This is a genomic window from Kitasatospora sp. NPDC048239, assembly GCF_043202015.1.
In the GTDB taxonomy this organism is placed as follows: domain Bacteria; phylum Actinomycetota; class Actinomycetes; order Streptomycetales; family Streptomycetaceae; genus Kitasatospora.
Map to the genome: position 1 here is coordinate 341,072 of NZ_JBICZP010000004.1, position 19,693 is coordinate 360,764.

At 68.4% G+C, this 19,693-nt stretch carries 37 protein-coding genes; 27 read left to right on the forward strand and 10 right to left on the reverse strand.

Annotation, left to right across the window (positions count from 1 at the left end; translation table 11 throughout):
* Positions 1–2: 2 nt before the first annotated feature.
* Positions 3–479, reverse strand: a complete 477-nt coding sequence (locus ACGFZP_RS13010; protein ID WP_392931595.1) for an endonuclease domain-containing protein — start codon at positions 477–479, stop codon at positions 3–5.
* 44 nt (positions 480–523) lie between these two features.
* On the opposite strand from ACGFZP_RS13010, the gene ACGFZP_RS13015 reads away from it, so the two are divergent.
* Positions 524–721: a type II toxin-antitoxin system prevent-host-death family antitoxin gene (locus ACGFZP_RS13015; RefSeq protein ID WP_392931597.1), complete on the forward strand. Its 198-nt coding sequence runs from the start codon at positions 524–526 to the stop codon at positions 719–721.
* A gap of 423 nt (positions 722–1,144) precedes the next feature.
* On the opposite strand, the gene ACGFZP_RS13020 is transcribed toward ACGFZP_RS13015, so the two are convergent.
* Positions 1,145–1,438 carry a DUF6907 domain-containing protein gene (locus tag ACGFZP_RS13020; protein ID WP_392931599.1) on the reverse strand — a complete coding sequence of 98 codons (294 nt, stop codon included), beginning with the start codon at positions 1,436–1,438 and terminating at the stop codon, positions 1,145–1,147.
* Positions 1,439–1,647: 209 nt separating this feature from the next.
* Between ACGFZP_RS13020 and ACGFZP_RS13025 the strand changes: the two genes are divergently transcribed.
* Together ACGFZP_RS13025 and ACGFZP_RS13030 are read left to right on the forward strand one after the other, a co-directional pair.
* Positions 1,648–1,920 carry a hypothetical protein gene (locus tag ACGFZP_RS13025; protein WP_392931601.1) on the forward strand — a complete coding sequence of 91 codons (273 nt, stop codon included), beginning with the start codon at positions 1,648–1,650 and terminating at the stop codon, positions 1,918–1,920.
* Positions 1,921–2,030: 110 nt separating this feature from the next.
* A complete protein-coding gene (locus tag ACGFZP_RS13030; RefSeq protein ID WP_392931603.1) occupies positions 2,031–2,453 on the forward strand; it encodes a GIY-YIG nuclease family protein in 423 nt (140 codons plus the stop codon).
* A 670-nt stretch (positions 2,454–3,123) separates the two neighbouring features.
* On the opposite strand, the gene dnaB is transcribed toward ACGFZP_RS13030, so the two are convergent.
* From dnaB to ACGFZP_RS13055, 5 genes are all read right to left on the reverse strand, one after another.
* Entirely contained in the window at positions 3,124–4,503 is a 1,380-nt protein-coding gene (gene dnaB / locus ACGFZP_RS13035) for a replicative DNA helicase (protein WP_392931604.1), read from the reverse strand.
* Positions 4,500–4,748, reverse strand: a complete 249-nt coding sequence (locus ACGFZP_RS13040) for a hypothetical protein (protein WP_392931606.1) — start codon at positions 4,746–4,748, stop codon at positions 4,500–4,502. Before ACGFZP_RS13040 ends, dnaB begins: the two co-directional genes overlap by 4 nt.
* 842 nt (positions 4,749–5,590) lie before the next feature.
* Positions 5,591–5,788: a hypothetical protein gene (locus ACGFZP_RS13045; protein ID WP_392931607.1), complete on the reverse strand. Its 198-nt coding sequence runs from the start codon at positions 5,786–5,788 to the stop codon at positions 5,591–5,593.
* Positions 5,785–5,994 (reverse strand): hypothetical protein, encoded by a 210-nt coding sequence (locus ACGFZP_RS13050; RefSeq protein WP_392931609.1) that lies wholly within the window; start codon positions 5,992–5,994, stop codon positions 5,785–5,787. The genes ACGFZP_RS13045 and ACGFZP_RS13050 overlap by 4 nt, the downstream gene beginning before the upstream one ends.
* A complete protein-coding gene (locus ACGFZP_RS13055; protein ID WP_392931611.1) occupies positions 5,991–6,185 on the reverse strand; it encodes a hypothetical protein in 195 nt (64 codons plus the stop codon). The genes ACGFZP_RS13050 and ACGFZP_RS13055 overlap by 4 nt, the downstream gene beginning before the upstream one ends.
* A 327-nt stretch (positions 6,186–6,512) precedes the next feature.
* Between ACGFZP_RS13055 and ACGFZP_RS13060 the strand changes: the two genes are divergently transcribed.
* A complete protein-coding gene (locus ACGFZP_RS13060; protein WP_392931612.1) occupies positions 6,513–6,863 on the forward strand; it encodes a hypothetical protein in 351 nt (116 codons plus the stop codon).
* Positions 6,864–7,123: 260 nt separating this feature from the next.
* Positions 7,124–7,510 carry a type II toxin-antitoxin system PemK/MazF family toxin gene (locus ACGFZP_RS13065; protein WP_392931614.1) on the forward strand — a complete coding sequence of 129 codons (387 nt, stop codon included), beginning with the start codon at positions 7,124–7,126 and terminating at the stop codon, positions 7,508–7,510.
* Between the two features lie 63 nt (positions 7,511–7,573).
* Here the strand turns inward: ACGFZP_RS13065 and ACGFZP_RS13070 are convergent, their stop codons facing one another.
* Complete coding sequence (locus ACGFZP_RS13070; RefSeq protein ID WP_392931615.1) at positions 7,574–8,377, reverse strand: GntR family transcriptional regulator; 804 nt, start codon at positions 8,375–8,377, stop codon at positions 7,574–7,576.
* Positions 8,378–8,381: 4 nt separating this feature from the next.
* Positions 8,382–8,924, reverse strand: coding sequence for a UTRA domain-containing protein (locus tag ACGFZP_RS13075; protein WP_392931617.1), 543 nt, complete (start codon positions 8,922–8,924; stop codon positions 8,382–8,384).
* Between the two features lie 172 nt (positions 8,925–9,096).
* Here ACGFZP_RS13075 and ACGFZP_RS13080 point away from each other — a divergent pair, with 172 nt between their 5' ends.
* From ACGFZP_RS13080 to ACGFZP_RS13170, 19 genes are all read left to right on the forward strand, one after another.
* The gene (locus ACGFZP_RS13080) at positions 9,097–9,324 is read left to right on the forward strand and encodes a helix-turn-helix domain-containing protein (RefSeq protein ID WP_392931618.1); all 228 of its coding nucleotides are present in this window, start codon (positions 9,097–9,099) and stop codon (positions 9,322–9,324) included.
* Entirely contained in the window at positions 9,324–9,560 is a 237-nt protein-coding gene (locus tag ACGFZP_RS13085) for a hypothetical protein (protein ID WP_392931620.1), read from the forward strand. The genes ACGFZP_RS13080 and ACGFZP_RS13085 overlap by 1 nt, the downstream gene beginning before the upstream one ends.
* 82 nt (positions 9,561–9,642) lie before the next feature.
* Entirely contained in the window at positions 9,643–9,822 is a 180-nt protein-coding gene (locus ACGFZP_RS13090) for a hypothetical protein (RefSeq protein WP_392931622.1), read from the forward strand.
* Positions 9,822–9,968 carry a hypothetical protein gene (locus ACGFZP_RS13095; RefSeq protein WP_392931624.1) on the forward strand — a complete coding sequence of 49 codons (147 nt, stop codon included), beginning with the start codon at positions 9,822–9,824 and terminating at the stop codon, positions 9,966–9,968. Before ACGFZP_RS13090 ends, ACGFZP_RS13095 begins: the two co-directional genes overlap by 1 nt.
* The gene (locus ACGFZP_RS13100; protein WP_392931626.1) at positions 9,965–10,204 is read left to right on the forward strand and encodes a hypothetical protein; all 240 of its coding nucleotides are present in this window, start codon (positions 9,965–9,967) and stop codon (positions 10,202–10,204) included. Before ACGFZP_RS13095 ends, ACGFZP_RS13100 begins: the two co-directional genes overlap by 4 nt.
* A gap of 13 nt (positions 10,205–10,217) precedes the next feature.
* The gene (locus ACGFZP_RS13105; protein WP_392931627.1) at positions 10,218–10,409 is read left to right on the forward strand and encodes a hypothetical protein; all 192 of its coding nucleotides are present in this window, start codon (positions 10,218–10,220) and stop codon (positions 10,407–10,409) included.
* Entirely contained in the window at positions 10,406–10,567 is a 162-nt protein-coding gene (locus ACGFZP_RS13110) for a hypothetical protein (protein ID WP_392931629.1), read from the forward strand. The genes ACGFZP_RS13105 and ACGFZP_RS13110 overlap by 4 nt, the downstream gene beginning before the upstream one ends.
* 15 nt (positions 10,568–10,582) lie before the next feature.
* Complete coding sequence (locus tag ACGFZP_RS13115; RefSeq protein ID WP_392931630.1) at positions 10,583–10,774, forward strand: hypothetical protein; 192 nt, start codon at positions 10,583–10,585, stop codon at positions 10,772–10,774.
* Positions 10,774–10,977 (forward strand): hypothetical protein, encoded by a 204-nt coding sequence (locus ACGFZP_RS13120; RefSeq protein WP_392931632.1) that lies wholly within the window; start codon positions 10,774–10,776, stop codon positions 10,975–10,977. Before ACGFZP_RS13115 ends, ACGFZP_RS13120 begins: the two co-directional genes overlap by 1 nt.
* Positions 10,977–11,276, forward strand: coding sequence for a hypothetical protein (locus ACGFZP_RS13125; protein ID WP_392931633.1), 300 nt, complete (start codon positions 10,977–10,979; stop codon positions 11,274–11,276). Before ACGFZP_RS13120 ends, ACGFZP_RS13125 begins: the two co-directional genes overlap by 1 nt.
* Before the next feature lie 43 nt (positions 11,277–11,319).
* Complete coding sequence (locus tag ACGFZP_RS13130) at positions 11,320–11,553, forward strand: hypothetical protein (RefSeq protein WP_392931635.1); 234 nt, start codon at positions 11,320–11,322, stop codon at positions 11,551–11,553.
* A gap of 95 nt (positions 11,554–11,648) precedes the next feature.
* The gene (locus tag ACGFZP_RS13135; RefSeq protein WP_392931637.1) at positions 11,649–12,107 is read left to right on the forward strand and encodes a hypothetical protein; all 459 of its coding nucleotides are present in this window, start codon (positions 11,649–11,651) and stop codon (positions 12,105–12,107) included.
* Between the two features lie 55 nt (positions 12,108–12,162).
* Positions 12,163–12,435, forward strand: a complete 273-nt coding sequence (locus ACGFZP_RS13140; protein ID WP_392931638.1) for a hypothetical protein — start codon at positions 12,163–12,165, stop codon at positions 12,433–12,435.
* A gap of 56 nt (positions 12,436–12,491) precedes the next feature.
* Positions 12,492–12,665, forward strand: a complete 174-nt coding sequence (locus ACGFZP_RS13145) for a hypothetical protein (protein WP_392931640.1) — start codon at positions 12,492–12,494, stop codon at positions 12,663–12,665.
* A 307-nt stretch (positions 12,666–12,972) separates the two neighbouring features.
* Positions 12,973–13,506, forward strand: a complete 534-nt coding sequence (locus tag ACGFZP_RS13150) for a hypothetical protein (protein ID WP_392931642.1) — start codon at positions 12,973–12,975, stop codon at positions 13,504–13,506.
* Between the two features lie 15 nt (positions 13,507–13,521).
* The gene (locus tag ACGFZP_RS13155; protein WP_392931644.1) at positions 13,522–13,752 is read left to right on the forward strand and encodes a hypothetical protein; all 231 of its coding nucleotides are present in this window, start codon (positions 13,522–13,524) and stop codon (positions 13,750–13,752) included.
* Between the two features lie 46 nt (positions 13,753–13,798).
* Complete coding sequence (locus ACGFZP_RS13160; protein ID WP_392931645.1) at positions 13,799–14,134, forward strand: hypothetical protein; 336 nt, start codon at positions 13,799–13,801, stop codon at positions 14,132–14,134.
* 19 nt (positions 14,135–14,153) lie between these two features.
* Positions 14,154–15,521: a DUF2637 domain-containing protein gene (locus ACGFZP_RS13165; protein WP_392931647.1), complete on the forward strand. Its 1,368-nt coding sequence runs from the start codon at positions 14,154–14,156 to the stop codon at positions 15,519–15,521.
* A 93-nt stretch (positions 15,522–15,614) separates the two neighbouring features.
* Complete coding sequence (locus ACGFZP_RS13170) at positions 15,615–17,585, forward strand: FtsK/SpoIIIE domain-containing protein (RefSeq protein WP_392931649.1); 1,971 nt, start codon at positions 15,615–15,617, stop codon at positions 17,583–17,585.
* 23 nt (positions 17,586–17,608) lie between these two features.
* Here ACGFZP_RS13170 and ACGFZP_RS13175 read toward each other — a convergent pair whose 3' ends face one another.
* A complete protein-coding gene (locus ACGFZP_RS13175) occupies positions 17,609–17,875 on the reverse strand; it encodes a hypothetical protein (protein ID WP_392931650.1) in 267 nt (88 codons plus the stop codon).
* A 131-nt stretch (positions 17,876–18,006) separates the two neighbouring features.
* Between ACGFZP_RS13175 and ACGFZP_RS13180 the strand changes: the two genes are divergently transcribed.
* From ACGFZP_RS13180 to ACGFZP_RS13190, 3 genes are read left to right on the forward strand one after another with little or no spacing between them, the layout of a single operon-like run.
* The gene (locus ACGFZP_RS13180; protein WP_392931652.1) at positions 18,007–18,201 is read left to right on the forward strand and encodes a hypothetical protein; all 195 of its coding nucleotides are present in this window, start codon (positions 18,007–18,009) and stop codon (positions 18,199–18,201) included.
* Positions 18,198–18,485 carry a hypothetical protein gene (locus ACGFZP_RS13185; RefSeq protein ID WP_392931654.1) on the forward strand — a complete coding sequence of 96 codons (288 nt, stop codon included), beginning with the start codon at positions 18,198–18,200 and terminating at the stop codon, positions 18,483–18,485. The genes ACGFZP_RS13180 and ACGFZP_RS13185 overlap by 4 nt, the downstream gene beginning before the upstream one ends.
* Positions 18,482–18,775 carry a DUF6221 family protein gene (locus tag ACGFZP_RS13190; RefSeq protein ID WP_392931655.1) on the forward strand — a complete coding sequence of 98 codons (294 nt, stop codon included), beginning with the start codon at positions 18,482–18,484 and terminating at the stop codon, positions 18,773–18,775. The genes ACGFZP_RS13185 and ACGFZP_RS13190 overlap by 4 nt, the downstream gene beginning before the upstream one ends.
* The last annotated feature ends 918 nt before the right edge of the window (positions 18,776–19,693 follow it).

Consider the following 19,693-nt stretch of genomic DNA (forward strand, 5'->3'; position numbering starts at 1 on the left):
TTTCAGTGGCGGATGATGCGGGGGCCGGCGTCGACGCTGGCGTCGCGGTAACGCGTGGGACCCGACAGGCGTGACCAGTGCCGGAATAAAGATCCGTCCCGTTTGATCGCGGTATCACGCCCGCAAGTTGGGCAGGCGACACGCTTTCGCGAGCGGGCCTGCTTGGCGGCGCTGGTTGGCTGATCGCGATGCCAGGCACGGGCGAGGTACTCGTTGACTTCCGGGCCAGCGTGCCTGGTGCCCGCATCGACGTACCTCAGGCCCTGGTTGCAGGTGTGGCATATCAGGCCGCGAACGGCCCACGTCCCAAGTTGGTGGTCGTGGTCGATGTAGAGCCGGGCGGTTGCTTCGCTGCACATCATGCAGCGACCGGCGGCCAGCCCGCGAAGATCGTCGTACTCATTGCAGTTCAGTGAGTATCCGACGTGATAGCAGGACGAGTGCCTCCGGGGAATCCTCGACCCCCGATCCACATTCATGTACACCAGTGTACATGAACGAACGCCGGAGTACACTCCCGTTCATGAATAACGAAGCCGTTGAGATGAGCACTGCCGACGTCCGTGCCAACCTCGCCGACGTCATCAACGCGGCGGCCGCTCACGGCCGCATCACCTACCTGACCAGCCGCGGTCGACGGATCGCCGCTATGGTGCCGCTCGCCATCGCCGAGCAAGCCGAAGCGACGCGACGCCCGACGGACGGTGCCGACGCCTCGTGAACACTGGAGAAGAGCTCCTGCTTCGCCGTGGGATCAGGATCTTGGAGACTGACCTGCCCCCAGACGCAGACCCGCGCCACGACGGCCTCGTCCTCGCCCGGCGGGCCCAGGCCGGCTATCTGTTGAAGGTGGCAGTCAAGCGCGGAGTGAAGGGTGCACAGCGCGCAGCCTTCGCGCAGTGGGCCGAGTCAACCATCGAGCGGCTCCTGGACTCAGGACCCGACGATCGATGGGAGAGGTTCTCGGAGACTGATCAGCACATTTGGCATCGACCCACCACCATCAGCTGGCCATGATCAGGCACAGCGCGTCGACTCCACCCTGCCCAAGTATGAGAGGCCCCGCCGACTCGGCGGGGCCTTGTGTGTGCGGGCATGAAGAAAGCCCCCGGCCCGAGTGGGCGGGGGCTTGCAGTGGCGGGGTTCAGGCGGTGCGGCGGGCCTTCGCCAGCTGGACGGCCGCGACGACCATGCGGGCCGCGAACCGCACGAAGTGGGCGGCGAGGAGCAGCGCCCCGCCCGGGCTGAGACTGGCGGTATCACCGCCCCAGGCGAGGACGAGGAGCGGCCCGCCTTCCTCGTACTCCTCCAGCCGTAGGTCGACCAGGTTCGGGTGGCCTGCCGCCGGCGGGGCGGGGATCGCGTGAGTGGGTCCGTAGTGGAGCCAGTGGTCGCCGGTCTCGGTGCAGTGGCCGGCGAGCCGGTTGCAGTGGGGCACGAGGGTCTCCTTGGTCCGGGAACGCAAGAAGGCCCCACCCTGGCGCGGGTGGAGCCTTCGACTGGTCGTGGTCCGGGCTTGGGGCACCCGGCCGACGTGGCGGCGATTGTAGCCAGCACATCCGGCAGAGCGGAAGTCCCCCACAGCGACACGCCGTTCGCGCCGACCGGCGGGGGCTGATTGTCCGACCCCGCCGCTAGCCTCCCGCCATGAACAATTCTCTGCAGTGGATCCGCGGAGTCGAGCTCCGCCTCAAGGACAAGCTCATCCCGTCCCCGGGCCACCAGTCCCTCCTCCTCGACCAGCTGGCGAACGTCCGGGTGGCGTTCGACAACGGCTTCGTGCACGTCGACACGCGGTCCTCCAGCACCGTCCCCCCGGACCCGAGCGGCGAGTACACGGTGTTCGTGTTCCCCGCGTCCGTGGTCGAGTCGGCCAGGTACCGGGTCACGGAGAGCCAGCCCCGAGTGCGGGCCATCTGACCTGAATGGAGCTCCTCGGATCGCAGGGCGCCGGCCCTTGCCGTGACTGCGGCCAGCACTCTCCCGGCCGGTGGCCCGGTGACCGGTGTCGGCCCTGTTGGGACGTGAAGGTGGCGGCCCGCAACGCCGCGTTCTGGAATGGCCCGACGGGCCTGTACCGGCTGTACGACGGGAACGGGCTGCTGCTGTATGTCGGCTTGTCGACGGCGCCGGAGCGCCGGTTCCGGGAGCACCGCAAGGCGACGCCGTGGTGGCGGGACGTGGACCGGTCGCGGACGACTGTCGAGTGGCTGCAGTGCGGCGGGAACGATGCGATCGCCGTGGAGCGGGAGGTGATCCGCGCGGAGTTGCCGGCGGCGAACATCGAGTGGGTGGCGCCGTTGCCGGACGGGTGTCCGGAGCGGTTGCCGTTGGAGACGTGGTTCGACCGCGAGGCGCAGTATCTGGCGTGGCGGCGGTGGTTCGTGGTGTGGCGGGATTGCCGGTTGCAGGCGGGCGAGTTGGTGGCGCGGGAGTCGGCTGGGGTGCGGTGACGTCACAGGTTCATCACGTCGCCGACGGGCCGGGGGTGGGTCCTGGGAGGCTCGGCGAGTCAGTTCTCCGGAGTCGAGGAGCAGCGCCTTGTCCTACCAGAACTACCCTCCCCCGCCTGGTCCGCAGCGGCAGACGCGGGTGACGAAGCGGGGTGCGAACCACGGCTTGCACGTGTTTCTGTCGATCATCACGTGTGGCCTGTGGGCGATCACTGGTTGGCCGATCGCGGCGGCGATGGGCCGGAAGACGAAGACTACGGTGACGGTCGCGGCCCCACAGGGCCCGTACACGGGCTTTCAGGACCCTGGTGGACCTCCGGGGCAGCCGGGCTATTTCGGGCCGCCACAGCACGACAGCAACGGCGGGATGGGGCATCCCCCGGGCCCGGGCCAGATGCCGACGCACACGACGTGGGGCCGGCCGCCACGGCAGTGACTGCTGCGCAACATGTGGACTCCCCCGTTCCGCAGGCGTAGCGTTCCACGGCACGAGGGGTGGTCACCCCGAGGTGTTCACGTTGCCCGCCGAACACCGCAGCGCCCCACCGTGTCCCAAGCACGGTGGGGCGCTCTCGTCACAGGCCGCCGGTCAGCACGCTGGCGGATCCTCGTCAGGTCTGGCAGATGATGTTCAACTCGCGCTTCATGGCGCTCCTTTCGGTGATGGTGGTCAGGCTGCCCGAAGATCCGCAGCCATGTCGACGAAACGGGCATAGTGCCCCTGAAAGGCGACCGTGATCGTCGACGTCGGCCCCGACCGGTTCTTCGCCACGATCCAGTCCGCCTCCCCCGCCCGCGCCGACTCCTTGTCGTAGGCGTCCTCACGGTGCAACAGGATGATCAAGTCGGCGTCCTGCTCGATCGCCCCGGACTCCCGCAGGTCAGCCGCCATCGGCTTTTTGTCGGTGCGCTGCTCCGGGCCGCGGTTCAGCTGCGACAGGGCGATCACCGGGATCTCCAACTCCTTCGCCAGCAACTTGATCGACCTCGACAGGTCCGAGACCTCCTGCTGCCGGGACTCGTAGCGGTGCCCGCCCCCGGACCGCAGCAGCTGCATGTAGTCGATCACGATGAGCCTCAACTCGGTCTCAGCGGCGATCTGGCGGGCCTTCGTCCGGATCGACGTCATCGTCAGGTCCGGCGAGTCGTCGAGGTACAGCGGAGCGTCCGAGATCCGCGGCATGACCTTCGCAACCCGCGTCCAGTCGTCATCCGTCATGCCAGCCTTGACCTGCATGTGGTGCAGGGGGACGCATCCCTCGGCGCAGATCAACCGCTTCATGATCTCGACACGGGACATCTCCAGCGAGAAGAACGCCGTGCCGAGGCCGTGCCCGATCGCGGCGGACCGGGCGATGTCCATACCTCCGGTGGACTTGCCCATGCCCGGCCGCCCTGCAATGACGATCATCTGGCCGGGGTGCATGCCACCGGTCAGCGCGTCCAGGTCCCTGAAGCCCCACGGGACGCCGATCGGCGTAGAGCCCTCGTTGACGGCCTCGATCGCATCGAGAGCAGCTCCCAGGGTGTCGCGCACGACGGCCAGGCCGACCGAGGACGCGCCCGGCCCGTCCGGGTTCCCGGCTGCGGCAATGATCTCCGCCTGGATCGCCTCGACAACCTCGGCCGGATCGCCCTCGGCCTGGGCGATCATCAGCGAGCCGCGGTTCAACGCCACCGCGAGAGTACGCAGTCGGGCCTTCTCGCGGACGATCGCCGCGTAGTACTCGGCGTTCGCCGCCGCCGGAGCAGCCTTGACGAGCGTGTGCAGGTAGCCGGGCCCACCGCACCTGTCCAGGTCGCCGGTGACGGCCAGCTGCCGGGACACGGTGATCGGGTCGGCAGGGTCGCCGGCGGCGTACAGGGCGACGATCGCGTCGTAGATCTTTTCGTGGGCGGGGCGGTAGAACTCGCTGCCGCGCAGGCCGGTGCCGACGGCATCGGCAACCGCGGTGGAGGCGAGGTGCATGGCGCCGAGGACGGCGCGTTCGGCGTGGAGGTCCTGCGGCGGGACGGGGCCGAGGGCCTGGTCGTCGTCGTGGTCGGTCATGCGGCGGTTCCTTGGGCTCGGCGGGCGAGGGCGCGCCCGGTGGGGTGGCAGGTGGCGCAGTGCGCTTGGTCGCCTCCGGGGAGGGTGACCATGTGGGTGATCGGGTCGCAGTTCGGGCGACCGCAGCGTTCTTCGTCGGGGACGGCGGCGAGCGGCGGAGGGAGCTTCTCGACGAGCCGGCGGCGCAGGAACCCGACAGGGTTGGTGACGGTAGCGGGCATGCCCGTGGTGATCGCGTGCTCCATGCGGGCCTCGGTGGTCCGCTGGAGCCAGGGGGCGACGAGTGGGGCGAGGGTGGCGATCTCGTTTTCGCCGAGGGCGAGTTGGTGGTGGCGGGCTGCGATGCGGGCGAGGGCGGCGTAGGCGGGGTTGTCCTGCCGCCGTGAGGCGGTCCCCCCGCCCTCCCGTCCGTCGTCCGGCTCGGGTCCGGTGGGCGGCTCGGGAGGCGCGGGTCGGGAGGAGGGTGGTTGGGAGGAGAAAGAAGGAGGAGTAGGACCCCTGGTTTCCGGGGGTCTTTCGGCCGATTGCCCCTCGGGTTCCAGGGGGCTTTCCGACGAAAGACCCTCAGGTTCCGGGGGGCTTTCAGAGTGATTGACCCCCGGAACCTGAGGGTCTTTCTGCCCCCTTACCGGCTGGTAGCCACCGAAAGCCCCCCGAAAACCAGGGGTCTTTCGACCGTCCCCAATCACACACGGAGCGAACAAGCACGCGATCCGATACCGCCCCGCACGCCCCCGATACCCACCTGACACCGGCTCGATCAACCCCCGCTTCAACAACGACGACCGCACCGCCTCCCACCGCTTCGCCGACAACCGCACCCGGCGCAGGATCTCGGGATGCTCCGGGCCGTGAAAGGTCTCCCGGGTCGCGTCGTTCGCATCCCGCGCCAACACCGTCAAACACCAGCGCTGCGCTGGCGTCACATCATCCGGACACCAGTCCATGACCTCTTCGACCAGCTTGATCCCCATCAGCGCACCGCCAGTACGGCGGCAGGGGTACGCAGGAACACGGCTTCTCCAGCTGGACACGAAGGTGAGGGTGAACGAGGGGCCGCCCCATCACGGGGCGGCCCAAGCAGGCCTCAGCGGCCGAGGATCCGGTCGACGGTGCGCTGCGCCGTCGCCGCGGGCAGGTCACCCGTGACGGTGTGGTGGCCTGTCTGGGGCTCGTAGTGCGTCGCGACGTTCTCGAAGCCGAGCGTGCGGGCGTCGTCCGCGGTCGCGGCGATCTGGGCGGCCGCGCCAGGCTGGTCCTTGTGGAGGGACTGGAGGAGCTTCACTCAGGCACCTCCTCGACGATGACGAGGTCGGCGCCGTGCACGGACTGCAGGATCGTGGTAACGAGGTCGGCGTCGAGGACCCGCGGGTCGTAGCCGACGATCAGGGTGACGGCGTCGATCTGCACGGGGTGCATCGCGGGCCCGGGGTTGCCGAACTCGACGGGGACGAGGCCGGCGGTGATCCGCGGGGCGGTCATGGTGATCACAGCGACTCCCCCACCTTGCCGCCGGCCAGGGCGCGCAGGTAGCTCTTGGTGAACAGGCGGGCGCCGTACATGTCCCCGGTCTTGAGGGCGAACCGGGCGAGGTGGTAGGCGCCGAGGTTGCCGAGCTCACGGACCGGCATGAGGCCGACGGCGGTGTTCTCGGTGGGGCGGGCGACGGTGACGGCGATCATCGGGTCACCGCCGGGGTGACGTCGACGCTCTTGACGGCGAATGCCATGATGGAGATCTCCGATCTGCGCGTGTTCCGGTTACCAGGCCACTTGCACGCGCGGTGAAGTCGCGGCCCCGCACCTACTGCGGGGCCGTCTTACGTTGTGCAGCACATCAAACCTTATAGGTTCTATTGAGAAGTTTCAATGTTCTCGGGACTGCGCGCGCCCTGAACTGCAATCGCAGGCGCAGCCAATACGTGGCAGTTCCCCCCTTAGGGTGGCCAGTCGCAGCGGAACCTGGCTGGCGCCTGCATGCTGATCAGTTGACGGTGGCAGACTGTCCGTGTGACCAAGCCCCCCATCACGAGCACCACGGCACACACCGCGAAGTTCCGACTGGTGTGGGAAGACCCCGCCGGCCCTGCTCAACCGACCAACCAGTTCGCCGTTGCGCTCGGCGTTCCAAACGCGTCAGGCCGGCCAGACTCCATCTACCTGACCATGGGGATCCTTGAGCCACCCCTACTGTTCGGCTCGGACGAAGAGATCGTCGAGCGGTTGGCCGAATCCGGGCATAAGCTGCCCGTGAAACCTCTTGGCAGATTCGTCCTGACACGAGACCGTATCCAGGAGCTCATCAAGATCCTGGAGTCGGCGGCCGAGATCTACGACGAGGCACAGGGGGAACAGCCATGAGCACCGCACCTTCTCAGAGCAACTCCGCCCAGGTGGTTTACCCACTTGTCGGCGCACCGTCAGCAAGCCTCGCGGAGTGCTTCCCCTGGCTGTCCCTCTCCCTGCAAAGCTCTCCACAGGTGGAACTCGCCACCGCCACGCCGTCCCCCGATGATGGCTTGGGAGATGCGTTCGCAGTATTCGCCGACGAGTCGGCAGAGTGGGCTGCGGCCGCATGGGATGCGGGTTCGGCGGAGTGGCCCGAGTACTAAGCTGTCCGAGTGCCCGTACCGAGCCCTCCGCCTCTCAGGCGGCCGCCGTCCCCTCAGCGGGGAGACATCTACTGGGTGGACTTCGACCCAGCACGCGGTTCAGAGCAGGCCGGCCATCGGCCCGCCGTCGTGATCTCGCTGGACTCGTTCAATAGCCGTATGCCTACGGTGACCGTCGCGGCGATGACAACCAGGGTTCGCGAAACCTCCCCCATCACGGTGACCCTTCAGGCTGGTGACCCCCTCCCCGATGCCGGTGACATCCTGGGATTTCAGGTGATGACCATCGACCAGTCCCGCCTCGAACGCTTCGCTGGTCGCCTGCGCCCTCCCCAGATGGCCGAGCTGAACACAGTCCTGGCCCGCTCATTCGGGCTCCTCGGAGAACTCGGCTAGCAACTACTACGGCCCCGCCATGACTAAGGCAGGGCCGTAGCTTGATCGCTCCCGACGCAGGGGCTAGAAGTCGTACTGCAGCTCGTAGAGGTGGCCTGCCTTCGCCATCACAGCGACCTCCACCACTCTGTCGTCAACGCTGTGAACCACGCGCAGTGTCCTGAGGACTGGAACCTTGGTGGGCGTACCCAGGGCCTTGACCTCGTCCGGCGTCGGAACACGCGCCGAAACAGTGTCCACACACCTGAGCGGCGGATACCCAAGGTCCTGAAGGACCCGCGGCGTCCCGCCCCTGATCCGCTTGCGAACGGCGATCTCAGTGCCTCGCGCGATATCCACAGGGTAGTACGCCCTCACGTATTCGGCCGGCTCGCCGTCGAGCGTGAGGACTTGCTCGCGCCGAAGGGCCACGCCACTCGCCCCAAGTCCGAGCGCCCGCGCAACGTCTTTGGGCGGAACGACCTCGTCTACGTCGAGAAGGACACTCGCTCCCTGCAGCCCACTCTTCGATGCTTCGGTGATCCAGCGATACGGGTCACCCGGGTTTGCCGGCCTTTTGGTCGCCGCAGGCACCACGGTCTGTGGGCGGCGATCAAGCACGATGATGCCCTTGCCTCGGTGGCTGCGGACAAGGCCCTCGCTGGCCAGTTGGTCATTTGCGTGCTTGATGGTCTGGGGTGCAACCCCGAACTTCTCTCGCAGGAGCCTCGTCGACGGCAGCAGGCTGCCGGCAGGGAAGTCGCCGGACAGGATGCCGTCGCGCAGGTAGCTCGCCAGGAGTTCGTGTTGCGGCCAGGCGCCCTTTTCCTGCTCAAGAGTCGGCTTGTCCGGTGCCTCACTGGTGGTACTGATGTCGTGTTCTTTCATGATCTCAGCCGATCTCGACGGTGTAGTGGAGCTTCCGGCCAACGGCCAGCATGGTCATCAGAGAGACCTCGACAGGGCGCCCAGTCACATCCAGAGCAATTCGCAGGAGATCGAGGACCCAGTCAGACGGGTTCGCGTCAAGGATCTCCAGCTCAGCTGCTGACACTGGCCTGGCCGCCACTTCCTCGTGAGCAACCACTGGTTGGTGCCCGAGGGCTGCCAACACCGCCACAGCCCCGCCTCGAATGCGTGCGGGTCTCGCCAGCGGAGTGCCCGCCGCTATGTCGGCCGGGTAGTAGGAACTTGCGACTTCCACTGCACGGCCATCAAGCGTGATCACCCTGCGCCGGATCGAGACGAGCGCCCCTACGGGCAAACGGAGCGCGCAGGCGACGCCTTCTGGCGCCTCGACTTCACCCACTTCAATCAGCCGTTGACCACCCTGCCGCCCAGATGCGCGTGCGAGCTCGCTCCATGCATCGCGGTGTCCGCTGGTGGGTGCTCGGAGGTAGGCAGCCGACGCGTCCAGCTGGCCTTCGTCAGCCATCAGTCGCCTCCTTTTGGCACAGAGCGGGAAACCTTGTCGCCTTTCAAGTTAAGGCACAAGGTTGCGGCCCTGGTAGCTCGAACACAGCCTGAGAACATTGCAGCTTCTCAAGAGAACCTATATAGTTGTGTCCATCAGCCAACGAGGAACCCCTCGGAAGGAGGGCTTCAGCATGCTGCCCGAGAGTCCACCGGTCCTGACCGTCAAGGAGGTCGCGAAAGCGCTCCGGGTCAGCATCCCCACCATCTACCGCTGGGTGCAGGACGGAGAGCTCGAAGCGATCCGCCACGGCAAGCAGTGGTCCCGCGGCCAGGCCGGTCGCGGCGGTGCCATCCGCATCCCCCGCGCGGTCGTCGCGGCCAAGATCCAGGCGATGCACGACCTGGCGGACGCCGCCTGATGCCTGACCCGCACAACGGCTGGCCCGGCCTCGACCCCATTGAACCCGGCCCGCAGCCGTCCCGCCCCTCGCCGGCGTTCGGGGCTCCCCCGATCGGCCAGCGGACCATCACCCCCAGCAAGGAGGACCCCATGCACTACGACCGTGCCTTCGCCGACGGCGCCGGCGACCACTCCACGAACGGCGGCTACGGCCACCAGCCCCTCCCGCCCCTCCCCCCGCAGCCCACGAAGTGACCGACTGGGACAACCGGCCGGTCATCCCCAGGATCCCGCGGCCGCGGAAGCCCATCGACCCGATCAAGAAGGAGGACAAGCAGTGACCCTCGACGAGCAGATCGCCGCCCTCGAAACGAAGGCCCGGACCACGGCAAGGCAGTTCCTCGCCGCCAAGGACAAGGGCCTGCGCGAGACCCTGGCCCAGCAGTTCCGGGCGGAGGTCCAGGAGATCACCGACCTCGAAGCCACCCAGGTCCGCACCCCGCTGGACATCGTCTGATGGCCGGCAACGGTGACCCGGTCCCCGTCGACATCGACGACCCCAACAGCGCCGGCCTGATCGAGCTCCTGTCGCTCATGACCGCCGCAGACGGAACCCCGTACATCGACATCCTCACCGAACCGTTCGACGAGGACACCGAGTGAGCGCCTACTGCGACGCCGCCCAGTCCGCCGCGAACCACAGCAAGCAGGCACAACCCCCGTGTGACGGCCCGGTCGTGGCCCATGTCGTCCAGTGGAACCCGTACATCAACGCGAACGGATGCGTCACCCACGCGGCCCGCATGCTCGCCGCACTGCCCAGCGCGGAGGTCTTCGCGCTGGAGGACTCCCCGTACGACACCGTCCAGGCGGTCCGTGAGGCCGCCGCCCGACTCTGAAAGGAACCGTCTGATGGCCACCTTGCAGGAGCAGCGCGACGGCATCGCCAGCATGCAGATCGCCCTCGGCCGACTGCGCCCCGACGCCACCCCCGCCGAACGCGACGCCGTCATCGACGCTGCCGAGCACGAGGCCGAGGCTCTGGCCACGACCCTCCTCTACCGGCTCGGCGCGGACACCATCCGCTACCCGGCCGCCGCGTGAAAGGCAACCTGATGGACGGCGATGGCAGCTACCTCCGATACCTCATCACCCCTCAGGACAGCGCAAGGGAGGAGGCCCACCGCCTGGCTGCTCTCATCCCCGTAGTGATCCTCGTGATCCTCATCCTCAGCGGCATCGCCTACGCCCTCTACGTCTGATTCTGAAGGGACATCATGAAGAACTTCACCGACCGGATCCTGGGCGAGCCCGCCCGCCTGATCGTCCGGCACCCCGAGTTCGCCGGCCCGGTCTTCAAGCCCGTCCACACGTACGGTGCGGTCACCGACGCGGAGGTCCTCGCGTTCGCCGCGCAGGAGCTCCACCTGCCCGCTGGCTACGTCGACGTCTACCGGGCTGCCGCCTGATGGCCGTTCGTGAGGGTGACAGCGTCACCGTGATCAACACCGACGGGCAGAACCCCAAGACCCTCGGCCGCACCGGCACCGTCGTCCAGGTCCAGACCGATGACGTCGGCCAGCTGGTCTCTGTGAAGGGCATCGACAACCGACTCGTCGAGGCGGTACTCGGAGAGCGCACCTACCGGCCCGAACAGCTTCGGAAGAACTGATGGGCTGGTCCTGGGACCACAACCAGACCGGCGGGACCCGCTCCTACAGTGCGCACACCGAACTCGGCGAGTACCTGAAGCAGATCGCCCCACGAAGCGACTGGGCCGCCATCAGCCCACTGTTCAACCGGGGCAGCGGAGACACCTTCGACATCCAGCCCGACCAGGCCGCGCGCATGGGCGCCGCGTTCAAGGCCCTCACCCCGTTCGCCTCACCGACATGGCAGCAGGCCTGCTACGAACTCGGCGCAGCCGCCGCAGAGGCGGCCCGCACCCGCTCGGTCTGGCACTGGTCCTGACCACGCAACCCAGCCCAGACCTGGCCGCAAGGAGGCCAAAGCAGTGCTTCCCCACGAAATCTACCCAGGCCGCGGTGACATCGCCGCGTTCCGCAACGGTCAGCACACCGCGGTGGTCACCGAGACAGCCTGCCCCGACGGCAACACCATCGAGGCGTTCTGCACCTGCACTTGGAACAACGCCAGCGATCCCGGCAAGCGTCTGTTCAACGACCAGGCCAACTGGTATGCCGCAGTCGCCCAAGCCAAGTCCGACGCCTCCGAGCACGTTTCCTAGCCCCGCCCCCGGGGCGGCCGCCATCAGCCGCCAAGCACAGCCGGCCGCCCCGGACACCCCACCACCCGCCAACGAGCAAGAAGGGCAACCTCAGTATGAGGCTCCTCAACCGCGCCATCGACAGTGCCCGCAGCCAGCGCTACGCCGCCGAGGCCCGCCGCGAACACGACCAGTGGGTCAACACCGTCGCCAAGCTCGGCGTCACCTACTACACAATCGCCCCGATCGGAAGCTCCGGAAGCGGGGGCCTCGTCCACGGCGACTACCAGTTCGACCGCAAAGCCAAGTGGGGCGTCTACACGGGCCAGCTGATGGCCGGCCAGACCCCGTCCTGGCAGATCTGGTCCGCTCACGGCCCGCTCACCGACACCCCGCAGTGGACCGGCGCCGACCAGCACCGCCACGACGAGGAGCTCTCCGCCCGGTTCAGCTCCGACCTCCACGACCGCGTCGCAGCCGCCAGCGCCGGCATCCAGGACGACGTCGCCCAGCGCTACCTGGCCGCGCAGCTCGACATGTACCCGGCCACCCGCGAGCTGCTCCGCGCGGCCTGAACGCCGACCAGGAGAGCCCCGCGCCCAGCCCGCCGCCTCACTCCCAGGAGGAACCATGGCCAGCCAGCAGCACCTCATCCGAACCGTTGTCGACGCTGTCGCCCGCAGCGAGTCCGCCTACCGGGCCGACGCCGCGGCCGACGCCACCTACAGCCAGTCCGTCGCCGACGCCTGCGAGGCCTACAAGGCCGCGATCGCAGCCGGCGTCAACGAGCGCGACATCCGCGCCCTGCTGCCCGCCACGATCCACGGCGCCGCGCGCAGCATCCTGACCCCCAGCCAGCGGGCCGCCGACCAGGCCCTCGCAGACCTGCGCGCCGCGCTCTAGCCCACGCCAAGGCCCGCACCCTCACACACACCGCACCGGAGCAGGGGGACATCGACATGAAACGCGCCGCCGCAGTGGCCCACCACCTGAGGGAAGCCGCGGCCCTGAAGCTTCTCGCCGCCCAGGCCGACGGCCCCGGCCGGACCGAGTGCCTCGCACAGGCACAAGAACACCGCTCGCTCGCCGAGACCGCCCGCCTCGGCGAGTACCCCACCGACCTGGAGGACTGAGCCATAGCCACCCCACTCACGCAGCTCGCCGACGGCGCATCACTCACCCCCGAGGCCTACGACAACCTCACCTGCTGCGGCCAGCCGATGCGGGTCGCGCACGCCACCGAGAGCCTGCCCATCCCCGGAGCCGTCTGCGATGCCTGCCTGTGCGTCGTCACCTCCGGCGTCGGCTACGGCTCGGCCGCACTGTCGCGATGCGGCCGGCACCGGGCCTGACCTCCCGGCGGGCCGTGCACGGTATCGCATCACTCGCACGGACCGCACCCATCGCACGCTCGCTGACCAGGAGAGGAGAACCCCCAAGATGCCCGCCACCATCACCACCCCGCTCGACCTGGACGTGGACCTGTACGGCCCCCTCCTGGTCGCCGAGATCGAGGCCTACCTCAAAACCGTCATCCCCACCGGCGGACCCACCCCGCTGCGCACCGCCCCAACGGTGCACATCCCGGCCCACGGCAGCACCACCCCGCCCTGGTGGGCCGGCCACCCCCAACCCGCCCGCACCCTCACCGACCGGATCCTCCGTCGCCCGGCTCCCACCATCCAAGTCACCGCGAGAGAGCACCTGCAGCTGATGGACCGCTACATCACCCAGCACGGCTGGACCCAGGGCGGCCTCTGGGACGCCACCGGCGCCGTGTGCGTCCTCGGCGCCCACCTCCAGGTCCTCGCCCACGGATACGGCACCCCCGCCACCGCCTGGCAAGCCCGCCTCCTCATCGGCAACGCCCTCGGCCGCGCCGGCCACCCGATCCCGGTCGACACCTGGAACGACGAGCCCGGCCGCACGAAGGCCGACATCCACAACCTGCTGCGCACCGCAGCCACCACCTGAAAGGACGACCACGCCATGACCACCATGTCGATCAGCCGCAACGGAGCCGGTACCCAGGTTCCGCCGGGCAACTACGCCGTCACCCTCATCACCGAGCTGCGCGACAGCGCAGGCACCGGCATCAACCAGAAGCAGATCGTCACCAGGGTCGACATCCCGCACACCCTGGGCTCGCTCGCTGCCGACCTCGCCACCCTGCTGAAGGTGCCCGGGAACGTGCTCGACCTCGTCGTCACCCCGAAGTAGGAGCCGAGCCCCGGACCCACCCGCCTAACCCAGAGAGGAGACCGTCGTGGCCCGCACCGCCGCCCCGGCCGAGCAGCAGGCCCTCACCACCACCGCCCTAGCGCTCGCGGTGCTCGCCGCCACCCTGCTCCCCGCCCCCGCCCTCGCCGCAGTCACCACCGCGATCCTCGCCCAGTACGCGGTGCTCGCCCTCGCGGGCACCGCCCTGCGCCTCGACCTTCCGCAGCTCATCGCCGGCCACCACCACACCCTCCGCGCGATCGCGGCCGGCAGCCTCCTTACCCTCGCCGCCACACTCCGCGCGCTCGCCACCGCAGCACTGTGGGTACTCACCACCAGCGCCCACCACATCGCCCCCAACCACTCACCGACCACTCGCTAACCCAGGAAGGAGCCCAGACGTGAACCCGATCGCAAACACCGAGACTGAGCTCACCACCACTCCCGCGCTGGGCCTCGACGCCCGCACCAAGCGCGAGCTCACCAAGCCGCAGAAAGCCACCATCGGCGCCATCGTTGCCGGCGCCATCTCCATCGCTGGCATCGGCTTCGCAGGCTCCTACAACGCCGTTGTCAGGCTCGCCATCAAGAAGGACTTCGGCGACTTCGCCCGCGTCTTCCCCCTCGGCGTCGACGTCGGCATCGGTACCCTCCTTGCCCTTGACCTCCTCCTCACCTTCTTCCGCATGCCGTTCCCCCTACTGCGCTACGCGGCCTGGGGTCTCACCGGCGCCACGATCGCCTTCAACGTCGCCGCTTCCTGGGGTGACGAAATCGCCGTAGGCATGCACGCCACCATGCCCATCCTGTTCGTCCTCATCGTCGAGGCTGGCAGGCACGCCGTGGGCCGGATGGCGAAGATCAGCAGCGGCGCCTACTACGAGAACCCGCCGCTGCCCCGCTGGTTCCTCGCCCCGTGGCCGACCTACCGCGTGTGGCGCCGCATGCGCATGTGGAACATCCGCTCCTACACCGAAGTGATCCTGATGGAACAGGAGTCGAAGGTCTTCCGCACCACGCTCAGGATCCGCTACGGACGCGGATGGAAGAGGCAGGCCACCAAGCCCGAGCAGCTCGCCATCAGGCTCGCCAAGCTTGGCAAGCCGATCGGCGCAGCGCTGCACGAGGCCTACGGACAGGCCGCCATCGAGGCGCCTCAGGACGCCACCGTCGACTGCCATGAAGGCGCCACGGAAGCGCTCCCGCCTATCTACGTAGAGCGCCCCGAAAGCGCCATGGCGTCCGGCATCGTGGCGCCCCAACCAGTGATTCGGGGCGCCATCGAAAGCGCCCTCGCACCCGCCACGGAAGCGCCTCAGGCAGCGGCTTCGGGGCGCCACGGGAGCGCCACGCATGACGCCACCGTCGACCTTGTGAAGCGCCCTCAGAGCGCCACGGCAGTCGACGCTATGGCGCCCCGAGAGCGCTATGACAGCGCCCGTCAGAGCGCCACCAATGCCGCTTCTGAAGCGCCCCAGAAGCGCCCCGTCGCCCGCCCTCGTAGCGCCACGAAGGCGCCCCGGCCCACCACTTCAGGGCGCCCCACGGCGGCGCCACGGGACGCCGCACGAGACGCCATCAAGGCGCTCTACGCCGACCTTGGAAGGCGCCCCCTGGAGTCCGAGATGGTGGCCGCCCTGAAGGCCGCGAAGCTCCCCAAGTCCCGCCAGTTCGCGAACGCTCGCCGGCTGGAGATCGAGCGAGAGCACCCCGAGCTTGCCGCGCTCGGGTCCGACAACGTCCGGCCGATCACCGGGACGGACGGCTGATCTGACGGCCTGCCGGTGACGCCCAACCCCTGCGGTTGGGCGGCCGCCGCGAGCACTCAGACCACCCCATCCCAGTACCGAGAGGAGCCCCTCGTGGCCCAGTACCTGCCCCCGGCCGACGGGGCTCAGATCCTCCCCTTCCTCCCCCGACCCCAGCGGCAGGACAACGCGACGATCACGCCGACGATGCCGATGACGACGACCATCGCAGAGCCGCGACCTGCGGAAACAGGAAACGACGAGTCCACTGGGGCCTCGTCGTCACCCGCGACGGCGGTGGTCGAGGGCTCCGTCTACGTCGTCCAGAAGACCCGGCCAGCCCTGCCCAGGCGGTTCCTCGCCGCCTGCGTGGCCGTCGCCAACCAGGCCAGCGCCCTCGTCATCCGGTACCGCGTCGAGCTCGCCCCCGCCATGACCGTCGGCGCCGTCACCGGTCTCGGCTGGTGGCAGTACCTCGCCGGTGTCGGAGGCTGGGGAACCGCCGCGTACGCCGGCCTTGCCGTCCTGGGTGCAGCGGTCACCGCCGCCGGGGTAGAGAAGAAGGACGAGATGCTGACACGGGCCGGAGCCGGCCTGACGCTCACCTTCGCCGACGTCGCCACCGCTGTCGGCACCGGCCCTGGCGGTGTCTCCCTCACCGCCGCAGCGGTCACCACCGGCGCCGCGTACGCGGTGTACGTGCCGTGGCTGATCCAGCACCGCAAGGACCACAAGGCGCTGCCGGGGAAAGCCAGCGCCACGGCGAAGGCCAACGCCTCCGTCGACGTCCAGCTGCACCAGGGGGGCCAGGCCGCCCTGAAGGCCTCCGCGTCCAGCAGCACCGAAGAGCAGTCGACGCCCCGGGGCCCGGGCGGCCCGTTCCACGACCGCGTCATCCCGTACGCCGACGACGACTCCGACGACATCACCAAGCCGATCCGGCTCGGCTGGACCGAGTACGGGCAGCCCGTCCTGCTGACCGTCATGTACCGGCACACCCTCGTCGCCGGCGCATCGGACTGGGGCAAGTCCGGCATCATCAACCTGATCATCAAGAAGCTGCTGAAGAAGAAGCACGTCGAGCTGTTCGGCATCGATATGAAGCCTGGCGCCGTGGAACTCGGCCCGTGGGAGCCGAAGATGCGCAGGCTCGCCCGAACCGCCGAGGAGGCCCGCGAGCTCCTGCAGTACATCCGCGCGGAGTGCGACCGCCGTGGCGCCTACCTGGAGGAGCTGTCGAAGAGGGAGATGGCTGCCGGCCGCGAGCCCGTCCGCAAGTGGATCCCCGGCGTCCACGGCCCGGCATGGATCGTCGTGACCGACGAACTCGCCGAGCTGATCCGGCAGGACGAGGAACTCCGCAAGCAGGAGGCGGAGCTCCGCAAGCTGGACCCGGAGATGGGCCCGCCCGAGCAGGACATCGCGACGACATACGAGTCCGCCCTGGCGATCGCCCGCTCGATGGGGATCATGTTCCTGTCCGCGACGCAGCAGCCGTCCGCGAAGGTGTTCGGCGGGTCCAGCGACGCCCGCGGTAACTACGCGAACCGCATCTCGACCAGGGTCGGCGAGGCCGGGCACAGCGTGTTCATCTTCGGGCAGGGCTGCAAGAGCAACGGCTTCACGCCGGAGAAGCTCACCCGACCAGGCGAGTTCTACATCGGCTGCCCGGAGATGCCGTTGACGGATCCGCCGAAGTGCCGGGCCGAGTATGTGACGGACCTGGACATCGCCGCAGATGTGGCGCACCTGCACGCCGCCGCCCCGGCGCAGACCCGGCCCGTCGGGGGCGGAGTTCAGGCGTCCCTGTTCAAGCCCGCCCCGGCCCGGCCGGTTGGTCCGCCGCCGCCCGTCTACCCGGACGGCACCATGGTCGGTCGAGACGAGTGGATCGACCTGTACCGGGTCTTCCTTCAGCTATGCGAGGAGGAGGGCTACGCCACGAAGGAACGCCTGGTCGAAGAGGGGCCGTTCGGTAGCCGGGACACCGTCCGCCGGGCCCTCGACCTGTGGAAGACCCACGGTGTGCAGTCACGCAAGGCCGGCAAGGCCGAGCAGTTCTACCTGCCCGGTGCCGAGGAGTGATAGAAGAGGGGCTCGCCCAGTTCTCACCACGGGCGGGCCTCCCACGAGAGGATGAACCCATGAGCAGTGAGCAGCCCTTCCCTCAGGAACTCCGAGCCGCGATCAACGCCGTAAGCCAGGCGCTCCGCCCCGTTCTCAATCACGCGGTCGGAACTATCGCCCAGGCGTACGAAACCCTCCGCCCCACCATCGAGTACTTCGAACAGCACCCCGAGGAACTCGACCGCCTCCGGCGTGAGAACGAGGCACTCTCCGGAATCGGCGGATGCCACTGCCTGTGCGACCTCCACCGCGATCAGCCCAACGTGACCTGCACCGGACAGGCGGTACCGGGCCTGACGGTGCCGAGGTACTCGGAGATAACAGGCCGGGTAGACGTGCCCATGTGTGGACCTTGCCATGGAGTAGCGACGGTGACCGCATGAGCCACCGCCCGTACCCCAGCACCGACCGGACCCTCCGCCAACTCGGCCGACACCACCACCCCGCACCCAATCCCACGCCGCTGCAACTCGTCGCCGCGAAGGCCCTGCGTGACCTGGCCGCCGCCATGGAGCCACTCCGGCAGGCCAGCCTGCAGTTCGCTCCAGTGCTGCCGGACGTGTTCCCCCGATGACTGACGGAAGTACGACCCCGCCCGACATGGTGGCCCTCAGGACCGTCGTCGAGGTCAACGGCAAGCGGCTTCAGGCACAGACCTTCGCCAGCGTTGAGCTGTGGCATCAGGACCAGCAGTACCAGGAGTGGATGAAGGCCGACCTGCTGAGGTCCCTCGGCGAAGCCATCGTCAAGGAACTCAACCCCGAGATCAGCGCTACCCTGCCACAGCCCACTCTGCACGAGGCGCTCACCGAGGCGCTTCGCCCGTACGACTACCCGTATGGGGAGCTGGGGCTGTGAGTGCTGACCTCGTGGCGTTCATGAACGCCCGCCTCGACGAGGACGAGCAGTTCGCACAGGGCCCGTGGGGGGACAACGGGTACTCCGAGTACAACGAACCGGGCGCCCCAGGTCACCACCTACGGGTGCTGGCCGAGGTCGACGCCAAGCGGCGCATCATCGCAACCTGCAACCACGTCCTCGCCTACGAGGACCACGGTCACTGGCTCGCGAACCAGACACTGGCTATCCTCGCCATGCCGTACCGCGACCACCCCAACTACCAGCCCGAGTGGGCGCCCGACGCCTGACCGCGCCCAGTCCATGAAGCCCCCCCTTCACCGGGCGGGGCTTCGGCGTTTCCAGGACCCGAACCCGGTTGTGCTCCGATAGACCAAGCCACCCGGGTCCCTCCACCCGGCACCGTACTACCTGCCGAGGAGGGGCCATGCCCGACCTATGTTGCGCCCGGCCCATCCGCCATCGGCTTCCGGCGAGCACACGACCGCGAACAGAACCGGCCCTTCCCCTCGCCAGGATTCATCGTCCACGTCACGAACCCCTGGCCGCAGTACTCACAGTTCCGTGGGAGGCCGCGAAGCCGGGTCCTCCGCCCGCCCACGTTTCGGTAGCTCTCCCCGTCAGTCACCGCGCGATCTGCGTTGAGCACGTTGCACCGCGAGCAGGACGGCACGAGGTTGTCAGAGCTGTTGTTCATCGGGTTGCGGTCAAGGTGGTCGACTACGAGCACCCCTTGCCCGGTTCGACCACCAGGCGTCCATTCCACCGAGTCCCCGCAATGGTGGCATGGGTGAGGCCCGGGTCCGATCTTCTCGAAGAGGACCGCCCGGTGTTCAGGGACATATGGCGCAGTCAAGACAAGCGGATGTCCCGGCGCATACCTCATGCGCCGGACTGCAGGGTTGTCCTTGCGTCGGGCTGCGTATTTGCAGGTGTCGGAGCAGTACTTCCCGATCGCAGTAGGGACCCTCGAAAAGGCCGCAGCGCAGTAGGCGCAGTTCCTGGTCTCGGTCTTCCTGTAGCTGTTGGCTGCGCAGGCCCGCGAGCAGAACTTGGGCGACAGGCGCGCCTTGTGTGTGAAGTCCTTCCGGCACTGCCCGCACTTCGCCGTGGCCGTTCTCTTCTTCGCTGCGATGTAGCAGGGGTGAGAGCAGTACTTTCCAGCTCCGCTGGGCCTGCGGACATAGTTGGTTCCGCAGTTCTCGCAG